We start from the raw sequence: 19,934 nt of genomic DNA, 5'->3' as shown, positions 1-19,934 counted from the left end.
GGACTGAAGCCGGTGAAGGTTGGAATTGTCGGCTGCGGCAAAATCAGCAGTATTTATATGAAGAACTGCCAAATGTTCGAGGTGCTTGAGCTGGCCGCATGCGCCGATATGGATTTGGATCGCGCCAAGGAGAAGGCGGCGGAGTTCCATATTCCCAAAGCATGCACGGTCAGCGAGCTGCTGGCCGACCCCGAAATCAGCATTGTCATTAATCTGACGATTCCTCAGGCGCATGCCTCTGTCTGCTTACAGGCGCTAGAAGCAGGAAAGCATGTGTATGTGGAAAAGCCGCTGGCGGTTACACGCGAGGAAGGACAGCGTGTCATTCGGACAGCGGCTGAACGCGGCCTGCTTGTCGGCTGCGCGCCGGAAACCTTTTTTGGCGCCGGCATCCAAACCGCCCGCAAGCTGCTGGATGACGGCGTTATAGGGCGGCCGGTTGCCGCAACAGCCTTCATGATGGGCCGGGGCCATGAGCATTGGCACCCTGATCCGGAATTTTACTATGCTGCCGGCGGCGGCCCAATGTTCGATATGGGGCCTTACTACTTAACGGCGCTTATCTCGCTGCTTGGTCCGATTCGGCGTATTACCGGCATGACGGGAAAAGCGTTCGAAGAACGGACCATTCTCAGTGAAAAGAAACGGGGACAGCTGATCCCGGTTGAGATTCCGACACATGTGGCGGGACTTCTCCAGTTCACGCAAGGGGCCATCGGCACGCTAATTACAAGCTTTGATATTTTCGGAGGAAGCGATCTGCCGCGGATTGAAATTTACGGGACGGAAGGAACTCTTCAGGTGCCTGATCCGAACACCTTCGGCGGTCCTGTTCGCTTCCGCCGCACCGGAGAGAAGGAATGGACCGAGCAGCCGCTGCTTTTTGGTTATGAGGAGAATACCCGCGGCATCGCGGCGGCGGATATGGCATACGCCATTTCCAGCGGCCGGAAGCACCGGGCGAACGGGGAGCTGGCATATCATGTGCTGGAAGCCATGTGGGCCTTCCACGATGCTTCGGACAGCGGTGTTCATTATGAGATGCAGAGCACTTGCGAGCGTCCCGATCCCCTGCCGATGAAGCTGGCGCCTTTTACATTGGATCGGTAATAGAACAAATAGACCTAAATCTAAATTATGTAAACCCTTCCACAAAGAGCCTTTGTTTTGTAGAAGGGTTTAATTTTTTAAACCCAAGTTAACTGCAATGGTACTTATAGTCCGTCGATAATCTGTCGAAAACCTGTATAATAGTTCAATAGATATAGCAAGAAACAACAATTTCCGACAAGTGCAGGAGGGCGCCCGGGTTGAGTATTTTAACCAATTTTGGCTTGCGCGTCAAAGAGCTGCGTATGAAATCGGGAATGACACAGGAAATGCTTGCCTTGCGCTCAGGGCTGGACCGCTCTTATATCGGGGGCGTTGAGCGGGGCGAACGTAACGTATCGCTTCAGAACATCGAGAAGCTTTCCGGCGCATTGGATGTCGATATTAGTTATTTGTTTAATGATGAGCGTTTTCTGGAGCATTCGGCGTTTTTGAAGAATGATTTGAGCAGGCCGCTGGAAGAACGTTTCGTTCTGGAAATTGATTACTTGGGTAAAGTTATTGCCTGGCAGGTCAAGGGCGTATTAAACGCCAAGGATATGGAAAAAATAAGCTCTGATCTGAAGCAGGCATGCTCCCAACTGACCAAAGGGAACATCAGGCTGCTTATGGATTACCGCTCGATGGTGGCGGAAGGGCAGCCGTACATTTTTTCGCCGGAAGTTAATGTGCTCTGGGAGCAGCTTCAGGTATGGATGGTTCCCTACTGCTGCAAGGCTGTAGTGCTTTGCAATTCCATGCTGATGAAGCATCAGCTGGAGCGGCTGGGACGGCGGAGCGGACTGGCAAAAATTTCGTCCATGCTGTATGAAGAGGGCAAGGATTTGGTCAGAGAAGCATATCGTATATTAAAGATTCCCTCCAATCCTCTGGTTTGGCCGGAGGACGGGGATTTGAACGGCCGCGTCTATCAGATGCACCCGACCAGGGGCTAGATGCGTAAGGCTTGGAAAACGAAAGGAGCGTACACGAAGCATGTCCGATAAGAAACATGAATTTTGTGCTGCGGAGCAAATAGCCAGCATCGTTACCGGCCAAAGCGGAAAAAGTGTTCGCATTACGCATTATCCCGAATTTGATATTATCCGGTTCAGCATCAAGGGCCAGCTAAGAGGCTGCTCGCTGCCGAGTACGGTGCTCCAGCACTTAAGTGCGTCGGAAGTCGCCGAGCATGTCAGACTTTCTCTGGGTCTTGCAGAGCGCAGAAAGAAAGCTTTCTGCTAAATTACGACGGTGGGATAACGCCGGATTCCCATCATTTGTGCGTTGCCGGTTTCTATTCAATCCTCTTACAATGGGACGATAAAGAACGATACCCAGAGAGGATGGATGATGATGAAAAAACGAACGATTGTCGTTACCGTCAGCGCACTGCTTCTGGCCTCCCAATTGCCGGTCATATCTGCATTACCGCTTGTAAGCGCCTTCAATAATACTGCGTTTGCCGCAACGGCATCTGCTTCCACAATACAGGCAACATTATCCTCCGGCAGCTCCAGCGCTGAGGTGGCAAGCTTGCAGCAGCAGCTTGGTACGCTCGGCTATTTCACGTACCCTTCCAACACTGGCTACTACGGCCCGCTAACGGTGCAGGCTGTTTCCTCCTACCAGGAGGCTTACGGATTGCCTGTAACCGGTGCGGCCGATTCCGCAACACGCACCTCCATTTCCCATGCAATTGTCAAAAAGCAGCTGCTGGCCGCAGCAAATGAATATCTCGGCACGCCATATGATTGGGGTGGGACAAGCCCATCTACAGGCTTTGATTGTTCAGGCTTTGTTTATTATATGTTTACCAAGCTGGGTGTGCCTGCCGATCGTCTTTCCTCGGGCGAGCTGTTCCAGCAGGGTACTCCGGTTGACCGTGCCGATTTGATGCCGGGCGATCTCGTATTTTTCAGCACCAATACGCCTGGCAAGGTAAATCACGTCGGATTTTATATTGGAAACGGGAAGTTTATTTCATCCACACGTTCTGCGGGCATTGCGGTACAGCCTATCGATAGCGGCTATTGGGGCCCCCGGTATTTGGGGGCCAAGCAGGTCTATTAGCCGCTTGCCCGGTACCGGTGAGGAGATTAGCGGGATGGGCAGCAGTGAGGTCACAAGCTGAGCGGAAGTTATTTTTTCAAAATACTGGCAGTGAAATAAAAAACGATGAGCTCTGCAAATATGCAGGGCTCATCGTTTTTTTAGCCGGAACTATTTTTTCGCTGCCGGCGCGCAGTGTGGGATTGTATGATGGTGATCAACCACATTTTTACTAAGGCATTATCCGGTGCAGCAGGTGAACAGATGTCGTGCAACCTATGCTAACTATGCTATGTACCGGATTTGCTCACGGTGCGAAAACCCGAAAATTGAAACCTGGGTGGGAGGTTCCCCGCAGCATATGGGCCAGATAAGCTAATGGTACAGCTATTTAACATTCAAGTTGGGCTGCGCAGTGTTTAGCTGCCGCTGCTGAACTGGCGCGCCAGCTCGACATCCAGCGGATCGTTCGTGGAGAACAGCTCCGGAGCTTCAAGCAGCATATCGGTCAAAATACGGTGCGTCAGGTCCGCCCGGCAAATACGGACCACCGCATCGCCCAGCGCTGACTTGCGGAGTGCGCCGCGCGCTTCCAGCACATGCTCGACCTTCCAGAAGTGCTGCGACCACGACAAGCCGCAATGTCTCCGGGACGGAACGGGGATTTCGGTCCCGTCGCCAAGCACAGTAACCAAGGCTTGGTGCCCGTCCGTCATCCGGCCCGGGATATCGATCCACTCTTCAATGCCGTGAATGAACGTATTGCGTCGCAAATCGACGCCGACGAGTAAAATGGTTGCTGTGCGGTCAAGCAGCTTGCCCCAGGCCGACCCGCGGGCACAAGGGGTATCGAAGCGCTCATCGCCTGAGGTGAACGTTACCGCATCCCGTCCCCGGGCCGCCACTGAATGCGTAGGATGCCAGGAGCGGATAACGCCCGGCCGTTTGCGGAACAATTCGGGCAGTATTCCGACGCACGAAGGTGAATCCCCAACATAAAATTTAGGATTGTCCGCGTGAATATAGGACCAGGTGTGGGTTGGCAGGACGAGCAGGCCGTTCTGCATATAATCCATCCATACATCCAGAACCGTATCTGCGCCTCCTTCTACATCACCAAGGCTTTTCATGGAAGAATGTATCAACAGTGTTCCGTTCGGATCGATTTCCATGTCCTTCATTTGCTGCATGAGACTTGCTTTTGTATGCATCTGGTTGTCCTCCTCGTTGTTTCCTGTCATTTCGGGCTGCTGCCAACCGTCATCAGAACGGTTATATGCGTCATATTAATATCGTGCGAAGCTTTCCAGACAATCGTCCTGTTTTCCCGGAAACAGCACTGCAGGCATAGTACTCCTTATCCTCCGGCGAGCTTCGGTTCCGTATGTGATCACTCCACCGGCAGCAAGGTCCCTTTTCTGACCCTGCGGATACTGTCATGTAAACGTGTGCAGGTGCAATGCTATGTCTAAAGCTTACAGTCTGAGTATGATTATACCACGATTTGGAACGGTGGGAACGCTCTCTAGATCGATATGTTATAATCTGAGGACAATAGTGCAGCAAGAAGGGGATACAATTCAGCCAAGAAGGACACTGATATTAAATTGGATATAAGGGAGCGCTGCATGTGATTACAACAGACCGGCTCATTTTGCGGCCATACTCATGGGAGGATAAGGAAGCCTTATACGAAATGCTCTCGGACGGGACAACGATGAGCTTCTGGCCTGCTCCCTTCACGAGAGAACAGGCGGATCAGTGGATGGCGCGGCATACCGCGCATCATGCGCAGCACGGGTTCGGCAGAATGGCTGTCGTCGCCAGAAGCGGCGGCAGGCTTATCGGAGATTGCGGTTTGGCGCGTACGGAGGTTAATGGCAGGGAAGAAGTCGATTTGGGGTATATTATTTATGCGCCCGAATGGAACAACGGCTACGGTCTTGAGGCGGCCAAAGCCTGCTTGCAGGATGGAATGAGCCGTCTGAAGCTGAACCGGATCGTGGCGAATATGCCTGCTCACCATACGGCTTCCCGCAAGGTTGCCGAGAAGCTTGGAATGAAGCAGGAGGAGCAATTCTATAACACCAGAAACAGGGGGATACTGACCTGCCTGTATGCTTGGGAAGCGAGCCGGTAAAGAATATGTTCGGAAGTTCATTTCGTCCAGCTGTCCGAGCCGGAACGTATGTATCAGGCTCTAGCAGATAAGCCGCTGCCACTGGAAGCGTGACAGATCGGACCGGACCTTTTAGAAGAATAGACCTCACGTTCCCGTTTGTGCACCATGAAGCAGCACGGGCGACTGGCGGCGGCTGTGTTCGGGCGAAAATGGCGTAAAGCCCTGCATCATGCTGCAGCGATTGGACGCTGTGGCCAATGAGGGCCCGCCGCTTTTAGCTTTTGGACGGTAAATGCTCTTTCAAGGTTGTCACAAGCATGTTCTGCGTTGTTTCCTCACTGTACTTCCAAATGATTTCGAACAGCACGCCAAGACCCGGCAGCACACGTTCTTCATTATCAATGGAGTCAGCAATAATGTCGTGCAAGTCCTCATTCGATTTGCCGGATACACGCGCTACAATGGCTTGCCGTAAATCGAGCTTCATCCGCTTCATCCTTTCGCTGCACAGGATTACGAATCGTTCGTGAACTAATATGCGCACTTTGCGTCCGGTTCATGCTGTGGAATAAGGTGGGTGCAGGTGAGGCTCCGGTTTTGTCACACTTGCAGACTTGATGGTATAATGAACAAAAGCTTTTTGTGCGGTCATAGCGCCGCGCTGTATCCCAGGTCGGGAGGAGATCCGGCATGAAGAAAAAAACGTTCGTGGTCATCGGCATGGGCCGCTTCGGCTCCAGTGTCGCCTATTCTTTGTGCAATCAGGGCTACGAGGTACTGGCTATCGATTCCAGCGAACAGCGTGTCCAGGAAGTGGCGCATACGGTGACCCACGCCGTGCAGGCTGACTCGACCGATGAAGAGGCCCTTCGTGCGCTGGGCGTGCGTAATTTTGATGTTGTCGTGGTGGCGATTGGGGAGGATATTCAGGCCAGCATTCTGACCTCCATCGTTCTTAAGGAAATAGGGGTGCCCTTCCTTGTCGTCAAGGCGCAGACTGATCTGCACGGCAAGGTGCTGGCTAAAATCGGCGTGAACAAGGTTGTGTTCCCGGAGCGGGATATGGGCAACCGGGTGGCGACGCATCTGGTATCGCCGAATATTTTGGACTATATTGAGCTGTCGGACGACTACAGCATTGTGGAGATGCTGGCTGCGCCAAGCATGGTCGGCAAAAATCTGCGCCAGCTGGATGTACGGGCGAAATTCGGCTGCAACGTCATGGCGATTAAAACCGGGTCCCGCATGAATATCGCCCCGCAAGCGACGGATTTGATTCAGGAGGGCGACATGCTTGTGGTAGTCGGCAAAAAAAACCAGCTGCAGCAGCTGCAGCGTGCGCTTGGGGAGTAAGAGGGAGCAGGGTGAAACGGAGAAGAAGATGGAAACGATAATTACATCGGTACAAAATCCGCGTGTGAAGACGTGGAGTCAATTATTAGATCGCAAGGGCCGCGAGAAGCAGGGGCGGTTTATTATAGAAGGAACCCATCTTGTGGTGGAGGCGCTTCGGTCCGCCGCGGATATCGAAACGATTCTGGTCTCGCCCTTTGCAAGAGGAGCGGAAGAGCTGCAGCAGGCATGGCATCTGTGGCAGGAGGAGCATCCGGGACACAGCCTGGAGTGGGTGGAGGTTAGTGACGAGATTTTGGTCAAATGCAGCGACGCCCAGACGCCGCAGCCTGTTCTTGCTATCCTACGTAAGCCGGATCAGGCGGCGGATGCCTTATTCGAGCTTGGGGACGCCCCCTTGGTCGTCGTCGTTGACGGTGTCCAGGACCCCGGCAACCTGGGTACAATTATCCGCTCCTGCGATGCGGCCGGGGCGGATGCGGTTGTGCTTGGGCGCGGCACAGTAGATTTATATAATCCGAAAACGGTGCGTTCTACCATGGGCTCACTGTTTCATCTGCCGATTGTGCAGGCGGATTTGATACCACTATTGACGGAAGCCCGGTCCCGCGGCATCCGGATCGTCAGCACCAGCCTGCAGGCGCAGCAAACCTGCTACGAAACCGACTGGCGTGAAGGAGCCTGGATCGTGGTCGGCCACGAAGCAAACGGCGTTTCCGCCGGCGTAACGGAGCTGGTGGACACCAGCGTCATTATCCCGATGCGCGGCCAGGCGGAGTCGCTGAATGTAGCGATGGCGGCGACGATTATGCTGTTCGAGGCTACGCGGCAGCGGTATTTTGCAGGCTAGCCTTAGTGCCTGTTAATCAGAATCGTACTATAAATGCTTTATATCAAGCTGGTGAGCTCTAGATAGTGGACCCGAATTTGTTTTTAACGAAATAGCTGTTGTCGGGATTGTGAAAAACCGCTGGCCAAACCCTTGTTAACGGGGGGAGGTCGCGGTTTTTTTGCGTTGCCGAAAGCCAGTTCTAAGCTTCAATGGATAACTTCATTTGCAGCAAAATGCGAATGTAAAATAATGGATGACAACCGGCGGATTGACAAAGGGGAAGACCTGCGTTATTCTAAAGCAGTAATTTAGTAAATAAGTAATTTAGTAAATTAGTAAATGAAAAGAGGAAAAAACATGAAAATCCCTACTTCTTTAAAGCATAAGCCTGTTGTTGTGTCAGAAAATTATGATCAAGTGGATGGACGAATCGCCCGAAACACGGATGCCAAAGGCCTCTCCCTGGGCTTGGCCCAATGGAATGATAGAGGGAAGGTCGATATTTCCGCTAAGGTGTGGAGATATACGGGAGAGAAATGGTCAAGGCAATCGGAGGAGCTGCCGCTCCATCGCGTTCTGGATTTGTCCATTCTGATTTGCCGCTCGATGGCTCATTTCCGGGAGGCGTACCGATATGAGCATTTGTATGATCCGCAGAATCCGGTCATCGATCGGGTAGGCCTGCAAGGGGATGCCATGAACGTGGCGATATGTACAGACAATGAGCGAATTAATGAAGACATTAAGCTATTCAGTCAAGCTCTCAGTGATGACGATGAGATGATCAGCGAACGATTGCGCATGTTATCAAGAATATTAAAAGATATGGGGTATTAACGTGTTTTCCAATCCTTTTGTAAGGACGATTATTTTCTCCCGGGTGCTGCTGCAGTTGGGAATATGGATACGAAACTATGCTGTTCTTCTTTATGTTACCGATTTGACAAAAAATAATCCGGTCTATGTATCACTAATTTCGGTTGCAGAGTTCGCTCCGATCTTTTTATTCGGCCTTATTGGCGGAACCTTTGCCGACAGATGGCTCCCGAAGCGGACCATGGTATGGAGCGATTTGCTGTCCTGCCTGTCCGTTGTGGCCGTACTGCTTGCCGTCATGAATGGCGGATGGGCCGCGCTTCTTATAGGCTCATTTATTTCCGCCAGTCTGTCTCAATTTTCCCAGCCTTCGGCCATGAAACTGTACAAACGGCATGTGCCGATGGAGCAGCTGCAGAGCGTAATGGGAGTGTCCCAAACGCTTATCGCGGTTTTTATGGTTCTGGGTCCGGTGATCGGCACCTTTATTTTTATGCGATTTGGAATCAGTATCTCGCTGATCCTGACCGCAGTCTTGTTCCTGGGGTCTTCACTGATACTATCATCGCTTCCCCGCGATGAGGAGGAACCGAAATCCGGAGACGCAGGCGGCTTCCTTCAGGAATTGATGGCCGGACTGCGCTACATCAGGCAGAATCAAGCCTTAAGAACGCTCAGCGTAACTTTTGCGGCTGTCGGACTGGCGTCGGGGCTAACTCAGCCGCTGCAGATTTTCCTCGTTATGGAGAAGTTAGGGCAGGACAAACCATTTCTGCAGTGGCTGATGATGGCTAATGGAGCAGCGATGCTGGCAGGCGGAGTCGTCATCATGGGGATAGCAAAAAAAGCGAAGCCGCAGCTGATGCTCTTGACCGGGTTGCTTATCTCTGCCGTCTGTACTATCGGAATAGGCGCTTCAACGATGATTTGGCTGACCATGGTCCTTTTGGTCATCAGCGGTTTAGTTTACCCCTGCATTCAAGGCGGAATCCAGTCGCTGATGGTTCGCAACACGGAGGGGGCATTTATTGGAAGGGTGTCAGGCGCAATCACGCCTGTTTTTATGGGGATGATGGTGGCCGGCATGTTCATCTCCGGCTATATGAAGGATACGCTATCCCTGTTGACGGTTTATGCAGGAAGCGGCGGGCTCATTATTGCCGGGGCGATTTCGCTGCTTCCCCTGATTGTTGAGAAAAGAAGTGCGGTTGAGAAGAGCTCGGCATCATGACGGGCTGGAAGGAGAGAATACGATGGACAAAAACAAGCGCAAGGAGCTTCTTGAGGAATACAAGCAAATCAAGACCTACATGGGTATTATTCAGATCACGAACAAAACCAACGGTAAAATATATATAGACAGCTATCCGAACCTCAAGAACAAATGGCTGGCGATTCAAAGCCAGCTGGATATCGGAAGATTCGTAAATGCCCGGCTGCAAAAAGATTGGAAGGAGCTCGGAAGCGAAGCATTCTCCTATGAAGTGCTGGAGCAGAAAAAGGCCGACGAGGTCGCCGACAGACGCTGGGAGCTCAAGCAAATGAAAAAGTCATGGCTGGAGAAGCTGCAGCCTTACGGAGACAGGGGCTATAATAAGCCTTCGGGGAATGAAACAACGTAGCTGCAGCGCAATAACCCGTCAAAACCCGCCAAATGATCACAAATGATCACATGGGCGGGTTTTATGATGTAGGCGGTTTTCAGATGAGCGTTGAATGTCGTGTTGGCCGGCAGAACAAACCAGAACCGAATCCGCGGCTACTTTCCTTTGCGGTAATAGAGCGGCACATATCCGGTAACAGATTTGAATACTCTGCCAAAATGCGTAACACTGCCGAAGCCTACCTTTTTGGAAATCAGGTTGACCTTCATGGACGAGCGCTCCAGCAGCTTCTTCGCTTCCTTAATCCTGACACTGTTCAAATACTCCACGAATGTAAAGCCCGTCGCCTCTTTAAAAAAACGGCTTAAATAATAGGGGCTGACATAAAATTTGTCCGCCAGCAAATGAAGCGACAAATCCTCCATATAGCAGTTGTTGATATAACGGACAACCTCCGAGATTCGTTCATGCATCGGGCTTGGAAACTCCAGCAGCTCGATGCTGTTTTGTTTGATATGCCGGCAGCAAATAATCAGCAGCTGTAAAACCAAGGTTTGCGTATACATCTCGAAGCCGGGCTTCTTGTCCTGCACCTCCTGGATGATCCTGTGCGCAAGCGTATCGATGGCCAGCCGATCCTGCAGAGAGCACTTGATAATCATGTACTCATTGTCAAACAGCGGCTGCAGAATGTCCATCCGGGAGCTGTTCATCGAGGTCATAAGGCTTTCGTGCATATTAACGACGAGCCGTTCGTGCTTGTGTATTTCCGTATTCGTAGTCCGGTGCAGGATGTTGGGCGCAATCATGGCAATATCCCCCTCATGAATCACCATCATGCGGTCCTGAATAAATATTTCCCGCTTGCCGGACATCAAATAGAAGATTTCGTAGGTACTGTGAAAATGGTTCGTCGGCATATGGTGGCTTAGTGCTTTTCGGTGGGATACCACGAAGGATCTCGTACAGTCTTTGTACTCCAGATCGTCCATTCTGTACTCCGCCTCTCGTTAGGGTTTGTTCTTTCATTATACGGTATTGCGGATTTGCCGCAAGATATAAGAAGAATAAATCGGAATCCGCAAAAAATGTACATTTTCATGTGGTACGATAAGCTTAATTCCAAGAAGGAGGAGACAGTGCAATGACGATTTCGAAATCCCCCATTCAGTGGGCCGAAAAGGCCTGCGAGGCGTTAATGGCCAAATTTGAGCCGGAGCTGCTGCCACCGGACCGGTTCCACTACCATCAGGGCGTGTTTTTGTCCGGGATGGAGAAATGCTGGCGGCAGACAGGAAACAATAAATATTATGATTATCTGAAGCGGTGGGTGGACAGCCAGATTCTTGAGGACGGCGCCATCAAGAAATACAAGCCTGATGAATTGGACGACATCCAGCCGGGCGTGCTGCTGTTTAACCTGTATGAGCAGACAGGGGACGAACGTTACAAGAAAGCGCTGCACACCCTCGTGCCGCTGTTAAAGTCATGGAGAACGAATCCATCCGGCGGATTTTGGCATAAAGGGCATTACCCGAATCAAATGTGGCTGGACGGATTGTATATGGCAGGGCCGATTGCAGTCCAATTCGCGAAGACATTCGGCGAAACCGAATATTATGACATGATGACCTTCCAGGCGCTCCTGATGGAGAAGCATACGAAGGACCCTGTTACCGGCTTGTTGTACCACGGCTGGGATGAAACCAAAGCGGCTGCATGGGCTGACCCTGTTACCGGCCAGGCTCCGGAATTCTGGGGGCGCGCCATCGGATGGTATCCTGTCGCCCTGCTGGAAATGTTCGAATACCTTCCTGAGGATCACAAGGATAAAGCCGCGCTGGCAGGCATTGTACAGGAGCTGCTCATCGCTCTGATCAAGTACCAGGATGCCGCTACCGGTTTATGGTATCAGGTAGTCGACAAAGTAGATCGGCCGGATAACTGGCTGGAAAATTCCTGCACCTCCTTATACGTGCATGCCATTGCCAAAGCCGTTCGGTTAGGGTACCTGGACGCCAAGTATTTGCATTATGCCTGGAAGGGCTATCAAGGTGTAATTGATACGTTGAAATTCGATGAGAACGACAATGTGGTCATCGGCCAGATTTGTATCGGGACCGGGATCGGCGATTACGATCATTATATTGCCCGTCCGACCAGCGAGAATGATTTGCACGGCGCAGGCGCCTTTATTCTCATGTGCATAGAAATGAGCCAGGCGCAAAGCCCGGTTGAACAATAGTCAAACAAGCTGGAGCCCTCCTTGCGGGCTTCGGCTTGTTTGTATAGGTACAGAAAATTGGTATAGGTACAGCAACTAATGGGTTGGCTTTGCTATGACGGAGTTATTGACTTTGTGGTCAAGATTCTGCTAATATGCTCCTATGAGCAGACCAAGAGAATTTGAAGTGGATCGCGCGTTGCAGCAGTCTATGGAGGTTTTCCGGACAAAAGGCTTTAAGTCGACGTCCTACGAGGATTTAACCCGCGCAACGCAGGTGAAGAAGCAAAGCTTCTATTGCTTGTTCAAGGACAAGCGAGCCTTGTTTATTCAGGTGCTGAGGCTGTATCGCGAGCAAAGCATAGCGAGACTGGAGAAGCTGGCTTCTCAGGATAGTTGCCCCTTAAAGAAGCTGAAGGCCATCACGAACGCATCGCTGCGTCGAGACAACGAAACCGAATGCGGGCCCTGCCTTATGGTGAATTCCATCATGGAATTTGGAACCGAGGATAAGGAGATAGCCCGGGAGATCAGCCTGATGCTTGACGAGCTGGAGCAGATTATTGAAAAAATCGTTCACAGCGGCCAGGAGCAGGGGTTGATTACAACCCGCCTGACAAGCAAGGAGATTGCCGCCTATTTAAACAACGTATGGAGCGGTGCCAAAGTGGCGGAAAAGTCGGGCGCTTCCAACGAACGAATCGATATCGCGTTACATGCGGCTTTTGCGCTGCTTAAGCCGTAATTTTTTTTCAGGGTTTTTGACCATTTGGTCAAAATGTCCTGTTGCATCCATACCTGCAAGGGGGTGATGCCGGGAGCAGGGGGATTGTTCCAGGCGAGGCGAAAAACCATTCAAATGGTCAGCAGCATCGTGCCGATGCTTTTATTTTTGGCAGCTTGTTGACCGCAAAGTCAACAATAGTTGGAAAGCTTATTAGTATATCACCAATTTATAATTTATAACTAATGGAGGTTTTAAGCATGAGTCACTCATCATCTGTGCAAGCTTTGTTTAAACCGTTCTCGGCGGGCAGCCTGGAGCTGGCCAATCGTATCGTTATGGCGCCGATGACCCGGCAATTTTCACCTGAAGGCGTACCGGGTTCGAATGTGGCTGACTACTACAGACGCAGGGCGGCAAATGGCGTTGGGCTGATCATAACGGAAGGCACGATTATCGATCACCCGGATGCCTCCAATCTGGATCATGTGCCGCATTTCTACGGAGAAGCGGCGTTGAACGGCTGGGCTACAGTCGTGGCGGCGGTACATAAAGCAGGCGGCAAAATTTTCCCGCAAATTTGGCATATGGGTGCCAAAGGGCACGTCGGCGATTACTCCGAATCGGACATTGCCGGCATTGTCCAGGCCTTTGCACAGGCGGCTTCCGCGGCCAAGGAGCTTGGCTTCGACGGCATTGAGCTGCATGGCGCCCACGGCTATTTGATCGATCAATTTTTCTGGGAACAAACCAATCCCCGCACCGACAGCTATGGCGGAAGCGACCTGCTGTCGCGATCCAGATTTGCGGTCGAGGTCATTGAAGCCTGCCGCCGCGCTGTGGGTCCGGACTTCCCGATTGGATTCCGTTTCTCGCAGTGGAAGATCACCGACTACTCGGTCAAGCTGGCGGCAACGCCGGAGCAGCTGGAGCCGTTTTTGAAGCTGCTGGCGGATGCGGGCGTCGATATTTTCCACTGCTCCACTCGCCGTTTCTGGGAGCCGGAGTTTGAAGGCTCGGGGCTGAATTTGGCCGGATGGACCAAAAAGCTGACGGGGAAACCAGCCATCACCGTTGGATCGGTTGGTCTGGACAGTGATTTGACTGCTCTTTTTACAGAAGGCAAAGGCGGGAATGTCGACAAAATCGAGGGGCTAATCGAGCGGCTGGAGTCCGGGGAATTCGATCTTGTAGCCGTCGGCCGGGCCTTGCTCAGCGATCCTGAGTGGGCGAGCAAGGTACGCGAGGGCCGTACCGGTGAATTGACGCCTTTTACCCCTGAAGTGTTAGGCAAGCTCTATTAAGTTGTTCAGACCTTCGCATCTTCTGGCGCAGAGGAGCACACATTTGAATACCCCTTGCTTACAGCGGCCGGAATGTCTCACGCGTCAAGCCTCATGGCGCATCGCTCGCAAACATAGTATGATGGTAAAAATGGAGCGAAGAGAGGGTTGTCCTGTGAGCAACGAGGAACTGCAGCACGCAGCGCCTTTGGGCATGGAGGCGGTTGCGGCCTACTGCTTGAGTAAAAAGGGGGCCTTCAAGGATTACCCCTTCGGGCCGGAGCCGCTGGTCATGAAGGTGGGGGGCAAAATGTTTGCTTTGCTTTCGGAGGGGCCGGAGAAGGTGGAGATTTCTCTGAAATGCGACCCGGTCATCGCCGAGAACCTGAGAGAGCAGCACGAAGCGGTGCGGCCGGGGTATCACCTGAACAAGAAGCATTGGAACACCGTAACGGTAATGAGCGCACTGGCGCAGGACGAGCTGTTTGCCATGATTGATCATTCCTACACGCTGGTGGTAAGCAAGCTGCCGAAGGCCGTCCGTTCCGAAATTACGGGTGAAGGCGCCCGGAATACGGAGGCCCCGGAGGCAAACAACCGGCTCCAATAAAACATTGCTACCGAAAACCCCGGACTTCTGATGAGTCCGGGGTTTTGGGCCTGGGCCTTTGAATGCCAACAGCAGGCTATTCCCGGAAAAATAAAATTGACGATTGGTTGAGTCATCTTCCCAGGCTCCCGATCGGGGGATAAGCTTCGTAGAAGTTCTTTCGCTCCGCCGCGAGGTCACTCCCCGGTATCGGACAAGGGAAGCTCTACTGTAACACGGGTTCCTTGCTGGAGCTCGCTTTCGATTTGCAGCCGTCCCCCGTGCAGCTGGATGATTTCTTTGCAGATGGCCAGCCCCAGGCCGCTGCCGGACTGCTTGGACTTGCCTTTGAAAAATTTCTCGCCCACTCTCACCAAATCCTCGGGGGCAATGCCTTCCCCGTTGTCCGAAACCGTGAGGCTGATGTGACGGTCTGTCCGTCCGGCTGTGAGCTGAATTGCGCCATAGGGCGGCGTAAACTTAAACGCATTGTCGATCAGGTTGACAAGCACCTGCTTCAGCCGATCTCTATCACAGGTAACCAGCAGCGGCTGATCGGGAATATCGACGCGCAGCTCGATATGCTTGGTGTTCTGCCGGTAGCTGTACTGGTGCTCCACATCCTCCAGCAGCCCGCGCAAATCGGATGGCTGGAAGTTCAGCCTCATTTCGCCGGACTGAAATTTGGAGAAATCCAGCAGTTCCTCGACGAGCCCAATCAAGCGGTTTGTTTCCCCGGTGATTACCTCCAAGCCGAGCAGGGATTCCTCTTCGTCCTCCAGCCCTCCGACAATGAGCGTCTCGCCCCAGCCTTTAATGGAGGTCAAGGGGGTCCGCAGCTCATGGGATACGGTGGAGATGAAGTCGTTCTTGAGCTTCTCGTTTTTGCTCAGCTCTTCTGACATATAATTCAAAGTTTCCGCGAGGGTTCCGACCTCGTCTTCATGCTGCTTGACCGCCCGGGCCGCAAAGTTGCCGGTTGCCATCTGCTTGGCAATCCGCGTCAGCTCCTCAATCGGGTCCACAATTCGTTTGGCGATAATCAGGCTGAGGCCGAAGCCGAGCAAAATAACGAACAGCCCGACGGCGATGGCGTTCAACGCGATTTTGAACACCGTGTCATACAGCGGCTCGGCCGAGACCGAGAAGCGCAGCACACCGATGATCGAGCCGAGGTTTTTGAGCGGAATGGAAACGGCCAGAATACGTTCGTCAAACATCGGCGTGCGGCCGATGTAGGTGCCCGTTCCGCCGTTCAGAGCGATATTGACATCCTGTGTCTGCACCGTGACCGGGGAAGCGAAGCCGAAGGAGTCAATGACGATTTTCCCGTCGGGATCAAGCACTTCAATCCGGGCATATTCCTCCGGCGTCAGGTTCTCCAGGATGTAACGGGCACGGTCCTCCAGCTCATAGCCTTCCAGAAATTTATTGAAAAAGGTCGCCGACGTAACCGCGCGTGTCGTCAGTGTCTCTGTAGCGCTGCTGAAATAGTAGGCGCGCACGGACAAAATGAACAGCCCTTCCAGCAAAAGGACGATCATCAGCAGCAGTACGCTGATTTGTACAATGAGTCTGGCTCTAATTCCTTTCATGCCGGGCGTCCTTCCGCCATAAATACCCGTAGCCCCACACCGTAATCAGAAATTCCGGATGGGCGGGGTCCTTCTCGATTTTTTGCCGGATGCGGCGAATGTTCACGTCCACGGTTTTCAAATCGCCTGTAAAAAACTGTCCCCAGACGGCGGTCAAAATCGCATCGCGGTGAATCGCCTTATTGGCATTCTCCGCCAGCAGCTTAATGATCGCGAATTCCTTCGGCGTCAGGACGATCATTTGCTCGCCCCGCAGCAGCTTGCGCTGATCAACCAGTATGGTAAACGGATAAATGTCGATCGTCTGCTCCTTCACCGCCGCAACGGCGGGATTTAACCGGCGGTAGAGCGATTTTACCCGCGCGACCAGCTCGCCGGGGCTGAACGGCTTCACGACATAATCGTCTGCGCCGAAATCAAGCCCGGTAATTTTGTCCAGCTCCTGGCTCTTGGCTGTCAGCATGATGATGCCGATACGGGGGTAATTCCGGCGCAGACTGCCGCACACCTCAAAGCCGCTGATGCCCGGCAGCATGACGTCCAGGATGGCAATCTGGATATCCTCCTGCTGCCTGGCTATATGCAAGGCCTCCTCGCCCGTGGCCGCCTCCACGACGTCAAACCCCTCCCGCTTCAGATTGATGCGGACGAAGTCGCGAATCGGCTTCTCGTCCTCCAGCACGAGTATTTTCATGGTAAATCTCCCTTCGTTATTCCCCGGGATCCAGCCGGTCGCGGGCCAGATCTTGAATCTCCTCAAGTGAAAGCAGCAGCTGCTTGTATTCCTGCAAGGCTGTCCCATACAGATCGGGCGTCTCCTGCGGCAGGAAAGCGATAACGAGCTTCGGTTCCGGTTTCGTCTCAGTCGGTCTAATATGGTCCAGCACACGGTAGGTGTCCCGCTGGTCCTGCAGACCGGCCTCCTCCTTGGCCCACTCCTGCTTGGACAGCATTCGCAGGGTCAGAAGGGGGGCCTCTCTGCCGGTGGAGTGCTGCACATACAGGAAGCGGACCTCGCCGGAGGATAACGGAGTATCCCTGCGGATGTCCAGCCGGTAATGCCCGACCCATTGCGGCGGGATGCGGAAATGGTAGCCCCATTGGTCAAAGCGTTCTCCTGTATAGTTTAACCGGAGGCCGCCGTCCCATTGATAGTATTTGCTAATGTATGGAGTTGCCAGCGGGGGCATGTCCTCTGCCCCGGGCGGTATTGCAAGCACACCGGTCTCGATAATGCCGTCCCCGTTTGTGTCCATGCTGTCCAGCGGATAATCCTTCAGCGACACAGGGTTTGGAGCAATATGGCCGTCGCGGTGAAGATCCGTCTGATCCAGCGTAATGTCGGTGCTGCCAGCCTTCTCTTCCCACGCCGGCTTCTCTGTCGCCAGCACATCGAACAGCCTGCCGTTCTCCCAGCTGAGCAGGGCGGTATATGCAGCATGGGCGCCTATGGCGATTTCCGCAAACAGGCCGTTTTTGGCCGGGGCGGCTTTCCCGATCCGGGTTCGGTATACGTTTCCTTCAATTTCCCGCTCAGCCCATTTCTCCAGCCGTCCGTCCCTTGCGCCGTACAGCTGCACCCTGGAGCGCTGTTCACTATCCTTTTTCAGCTCATTGTCGAACAGAGCAATCTCAGGCGCACCGTCTCCGTTCAAATCGCCTACCGCCAGTTGACCGTAGGTGTGCTTGAACAGCTCTACCGGCTGCCGGTTTTTCAAGGAATATACATGCAGCTCCCGGCTGAGCCCATTGCCGCCGCCAAAGCCAAGCAGCATCTCCGGGATGCCGTCCCCGGTTGCATCGGCAAATTGGACGTAGTCCAGCTCTTTGCCAATTCCGGTAATGACGTCCGCCCTGCTCCATTGTCCATCATTTTGGAACAGCAGGAGAATGTTGACTTCAAAATCGGTTTTATCCGTTTTATAGAAAGCTACGATTTCGTTCTGGCCGTCCGCGTCGAGGTCCTGCAGCCGGATGGCGCTGCCTGCCTGTGGATGAAGAGGGACCGTCAGATGGGCGCCCGCCGGGAGGAACTGCTTGACAGTCAGTGAAATCGACTGATCGCTGTTGTTTTGGGCGGGCGCGCGCAGCAAGTCACCCGGTGCGGCAACAAGGCTGCAGCCGGATGTGAATAAGGTGGCCAGAGCTATTCCGCAAAGCCAGTTTTTTTTCATCGATCGAGCTCCTTTGCTTTGTCTATTGTAACCGATTCGGCAGCCGATGACACGATTCGACCGGGTTTGTTACCACTTTGTAACGATATTGCAGAGCCTCTCGTTTATGATGGAGGTATGAAGACGATGGGGAGAGACAAACAATGCGAGGCAGAAGGAAGAAATACCGCAGATGGGTCATTTTACTGCTGTTTGTAACGATGGTCGGCCTGCTCGCCAGCTGTAGTGCGAGAAGCCTGTGGAGCGCATGGGGGAACAAGTCGCTGGCGGCTCCAGCGGACGTCGAGGCGGTGGATGGCCTGGCTGCGGGGACGGGGCAAATCGAATCGGATACGGTGCAACAGAAGAACGCCAAAGGCAAAGGCGATTCGGGGGCATCCGGCGGCAGCAAAACAGCGGAAATTGCTTCAGCAGCGTCCTCAGCTCCGGCGGATGCTGTGACGGCGCCCTGGACCTGGGAGCTGGGGAAGCCCGACGGCCAGCAGCTGGCGGCTTCCGGCGCCAAACGAGGGACGAAGCTGGTCGCCCTGACGTTCGACGACGGACCGGATGATCGGTATACGCCGGCGATTTTGTCCATTTTACATAAGTATCAGGTGAAGGCGACGTTTTTTGTCGTCGGGGAGCAGACGAAGCGGTTCGGAAGTGTGTTGAAGCGGATTGTCCAGGAGGGGCATGCGGTTGGCAATCATTCCTTCAGTCATGCCGATTTGACGAAAATAACCGAGGCGGAAATCCAGAACCAAGTCAATGAGACGGATAAGCTGATTCGGGAGGCGGTCGGATTTACGCCCAAGCTGTTCCGTGCGCCTTACGGGGCGGTGGACGACAGGATGAGGCCGGCGCTGCAGGACAGCGGCCGGAGTATTGTCGGGTGGACCGTGGATACCCGTGATTGGGCGGGGACTCCGGTTAAGACGATGCGGGAGCTGGTGAATGAGCATACCAAGCCGGGCGGAATTATTTTGATGCACTCGTTTGGCGGGAAAAGCATCAGTCACACGGTCGAGCTGCTCCCGCTCATTATTGAAGATTTGCGCAAGAAGGGCTATTCGTTTGTGACGATTCCCGAGCTGGAGGCGGCGAAGGGAAATAAATTGTAATAGCGGCAGCGGCGGCACAGGCGCCCTGTGCGCGGGCGGCCTTGAAGCCGTACTGCGCACAGGGCGTATTCTGTTTCTGCAACGCAAGGCTTCCAGGCGCGGGGCGGGTATGTATGCAGATGATATGCAGCACCGATAGGAGCGCACACCATGGCCGTTGAAGGCGGGAAGGCTACGACTTTTGACCAGGTAAGCGTAAGCTCAAGGATATGCTCCCGCGGGGAGGCCAGACGGCCGCTAATGAGCGACCAGCTTTGCTTTCGCGCGTTTCCCTTGAAGGAGCACAGCTGTAACAAAACTGAAATATAATTTTCAGTTTGTCTTAAGGTAAGGCGGATATACTAGATTTCGAACCCCCCTTTTCATTTGATATA

Annotated in this window: 21 protein-coding genes; 15 read left to right on the top strand and 6 right to left on the bottom strand. The window is 53.2% G+C overall.

Annotated features, from left to right (window positions below; all coding sequences use genetic code 11):
* Nucleotides 1–3: 3 nt before the first annotated feature.
* From WBG83_RS05190 to WBG83_RS05175, 4 genes are all read left to right on the top strand, one after another.
* Nucleotides 4–1,110, top strand: a complete 1,107-nt coding sequence (locus tag WBG83_RS05190; protein WP_336743410.1) for a Gfo/Idh/MocA family protein — start codon at nucleotides 4–6, stop codon at nucleotides 1,108–1,110.
* A 200-nt stretch (nucleotides 1,111–1,310) separates the two neighbouring features.
* Nucleotides 1,311–2,045, top strand: coding sequence for a helix-turn-helix domain-containing protein (locus WBG83_RS05185; RefSeq protein ID WP_336743291.1), 735 nt, complete (start codon nucleotides 1,311–1,313; stop codon nucleotides 2,043–2,045).
* A gap of 40 nt (nucleotides 2,046–2,085) precedes the next feature.
* On the top strand, nucleotides 2,086–2,334 hold the full coding sequence (locus WBG83_RS05180) for a hypothetical protein (protein ID WP_336743290.1): 249 nt from the start codon (nucleotides 2,086–2,088) through the stop codon (nucleotides 2,332–2,334).
* 108 nt (nucleotides 2,335–2,442) lie between these two features.
* The gene (locus WBG83_RS05175) at nucleotides 2,443–3,162 is read left to right on the top strand and encodes a C40 family peptidase (RefSeq protein ID WP_336743289.1); all 720 of its coding nucleotides are present in this window, start codon (nucleotides 2,443–2,445) and stop codon (nucleotides 3,160–3,162) included.
* A gap of 398 nt (nucleotides 3,163–3,560) precedes the next feature.
* On the opposite strand, the gene WBG83_RS05170 is transcribed toward WBG83_RS05175, so the two are convergent.
* Complete coding sequence (locus WBG83_RS05170) at nucleotides 3,561–4,352, bottom strand: AAC(3) family N-acetyltransferase (protein ID WP_336743287.1); 792 nt, start codon at nucleotides 4,350–4,352, stop codon at nucleotides 3,561–3,563.
* 419 nt (nucleotides 4,353–4,771) lie between these two features.
* Here WBG83_RS05170 and WBG83_RS05165 point away from each other — a divergent pair, with 419 nt between their 5' ends.
* Nucleotides 4,772–5,281 (top strand): GNAT family N-acetyltransferase, encoded by a 510-nt coding sequence (locus WBG83_RS05165; protein ID WP_336743285.1) that lies wholly within the window; start codon nucleotides 4,772–4,774, stop codon nucleotides 5,279–5,281.
* A 256-nt stretch (nucleotides 5,282–5,537) separates the two neighbouring features.
* Here WBG83_RS05165 and sspI read toward each other — a convergent pair whose 3' ends face one another.
* The gene (gene sspI, locus WBG83_RS05160) at nucleotides 5,538–5,750 is read right to left on the bottom strand and encodes a small acid-soluble spore protein SspI (protein ID WP_336743282.1); all 213 of its coding nucleotides are present in this window, start codon (nucleotides 5,748–5,750) and stop codon (nucleotides 5,538–5,540) included.
* 203 nt (nucleotides 5,751–5,953) lie between these two features.
* Here sspI and WBG83_RS05155 point away from each other — a divergent pair, with 203 nt between their 5' ends.
* From WBG83_RS05155 to WBG83_RS05135, 5 genes are all read left to right on the top strand, one after another.
* Nucleotides 5,954–6,616, top strand: coding sequence for a potassium channel family protein (locus tag WBG83_RS05155; protein WP_336743280.1), 663 nt, complete (start codon nucleotides 5,954–5,956; stop codon nucleotides 6,614–6,616).
* A 28-nt stretch (nucleotides 6,617–6,644) separates the two neighbouring features.
* Nucleotides 6,645–7,466, top strand: a complete 822-nt coding sequence (locus WBG83_RS05150; protein WP_336743278.1) for a TrmH family RNA methyltransferase — start codon at nucleotides 6,645–6,647, stop codon at nucleotides 7,464–7,466.
* 339 nt (nucleotides 7,467–7,805) lie between these two features.
* Complete coding sequence (locus WBG83_RS05145) at nucleotides 7,806–8,285, top strand: DUF6530 family protein (protein ID WP_336743276.1); 480 nt, start codon at nucleotides 7,806–7,808, stop codon at nucleotides 8,283–8,285.
* A 1-nt stretch (nucleotide 8,286) separates the two neighbouring features.
* Nucleotides 8,287–9,495 (top strand): MFS transporter, encoded by a 1,209-nt coding sequence (locus WBG83_RS05140; RefSeq protein ID WP_336743274.1) that lies wholly within the window; start codon nucleotides 8,287–8,289, stop codon nucleotides 9,493–9,495.
* A gap of 22 nt (nucleotides 9,496–9,517) precedes the next feature.
* Nucleotides 9,518–9,886, top strand: a complete 369-nt coding sequence (locus WBG83_RS05135; protein WP_336743272.1) for a GIY-YIG nuclease family protein — start codon at nucleotides 9,518–9,520, stop codon at nucleotides 9,884–9,886.
* A gap of 137 nt (nucleotides 9,887–10,023) precedes the next feature.
* On the opposite strand, the gene WBG83_RS05130 is transcribed toward WBG83_RS05135, so the two are convergent.
* On the bottom strand, nucleotides 10,024–10,860 hold the full coding sequence (locus WBG83_RS05130) for a helix-turn-helix transcriptional regulator (RefSeq protein ID WP_336743270.1): 837 nt from the start codon (nucleotides 10,858–10,860) through the stop codon (nucleotides 10,024–10,026).
* A 152-nt stretch (nucleotides 10,861–11,012) separates the two neighbouring features.
* Here WBG83_RS05130 and WBG83_RS05125 point away from each other — a divergent pair, with 152 nt between their 5' ends.
* The 4 genes from WBG83_RS05125 to WBG83_RS05110 all read left to right on the top strand — a co-directional run bounded on the left by WBG83_RS05125 (nucleotide 11,013) and on the right by WBG83_RS05110 (nucleotide 14,709).
* Nucleotides 11,013–12,113, top strand: coding sequence for a glycoside hydrolase family 88/105 protein (locus WBG83_RS05125; RefSeq protein WP_336743268.1), 1,101 nt, complete (start codon nucleotides 11,013–11,015; stop codon nucleotides 12,111–12,113).
* A gap of 166 nt (nucleotides 12,114–12,279) precedes the next feature.
* Entirely contained in the window at nucleotides 12,280–12,837 is a 558-nt protein-coding gene (locus WBG83_RS05120) for a TetR/AcrR family transcriptional regulator (protein WP_336743267.1), read from the top strand.
* Nucleotides 12,838–13,076: 239 nt separating this feature from the next.
* Nucleotides 13,077–14,120 carry an NADH:flavin oxidoreductase gene (locus WBG83_RS05115; protein WP_336743266.1) on the top strand — a complete coding sequence of 348 codons (1,044 nt, stop codon included), beginning with the start codon at nucleotides 13,077–13,079 and terminating at the stop codon, nucleotides 14,118–14,120.
* A gap of 193 nt (nucleotides 14,121–14,313) precedes the next feature.
* The gene (locus WBG83_RS05110) at nucleotides 14,314–14,709 is read left to right on the top strand and encodes an MmcQ/YjbR family DNA-binding protein (protein WP_336743408.1); all 396 of its coding nucleotides are present in this window, start codon (nucleotides 14,314–14,316) and stop codon (nucleotides 14,707–14,709) included.
* Nucleotides 14,710–14,885: 176 nt separating this feature from the next.
* Here the strand turns inward: WBG83_RS05110 and WBG83_RS05105 are convergent, their stop codons facing one another.
* From WBG83_RS05105 to WBG83_RS05095, 3 genes are read right to left on the bottom strand one after another with little or no spacing between them, the layout of a single operon-like run.
* Complete coding sequence (locus WBG83_RS05105) at nucleotides 14,886–16,283, bottom strand: ATP-binding protein (protein WP_336743264.1); 1,398 nt, start codon at nucleotides 16,281–16,283, stop codon at nucleotides 14,886–14,888.
* Nucleotides 16,270–16,977, bottom strand: coding sequence for a response regulator transcription factor (locus WBG83_RS05100; protein ID WP_336743262.1), 708 nt, complete (start codon nucleotides 16,975–16,977; stop codon nucleotides 16,270–16,272). The genes WBG83_RS05105 and WBG83_RS05100 overlap by 14 nt, the downstream gene beginning before the upstream one ends.
* A gap of 16 nt (nucleotides 16,978–16,993) precedes the next feature.
* On the bottom strand, nucleotides 16,994–18,457 hold the full coding sequence (locus WBG83_RS05095; protein ID WP_336743261.1) for an FG-GAP repeat domain-containing protein: 1,464 nt from the start codon (nucleotides 18,455–18,457) through the stop codon (nucleotides 16,994–16,996).
* 143 nt (nucleotides 18,458–18,600) lie between these two features.
* Here WBG83_RS05095 and WBG83_RS05090 point away from each other — a divergent pair, with 143 nt between their 5' ends.
* Nucleotides 18,601–19,560 (top strand): polysaccharide deacetylase family protein, encoded by a 960-nt coding sequence (locus WBG83_RS05090; RefSeq protein ID WP_336743260.1) that lies wholly within the window; start codon nucleotides 18,601–18,603, stop codon nucleotides 19,558–19,560.
* Nucleotides 19,561–19,934 lie beyond the last annotated feature (374 nt).

The organism is Paenibacillus sp. y28 (assembly GCF_037137075.1).
Taxonomy (GTDB): Bacteria; Bacillota; Bacilli; order Paenibacillales; family NBRC-103111; genus JBBBNV01.
The sequence above is the reverse complement of the archived record's forward strand: the minus strand, read 5'-3'. Positions and strand labels throughout refer to the sequence as shown.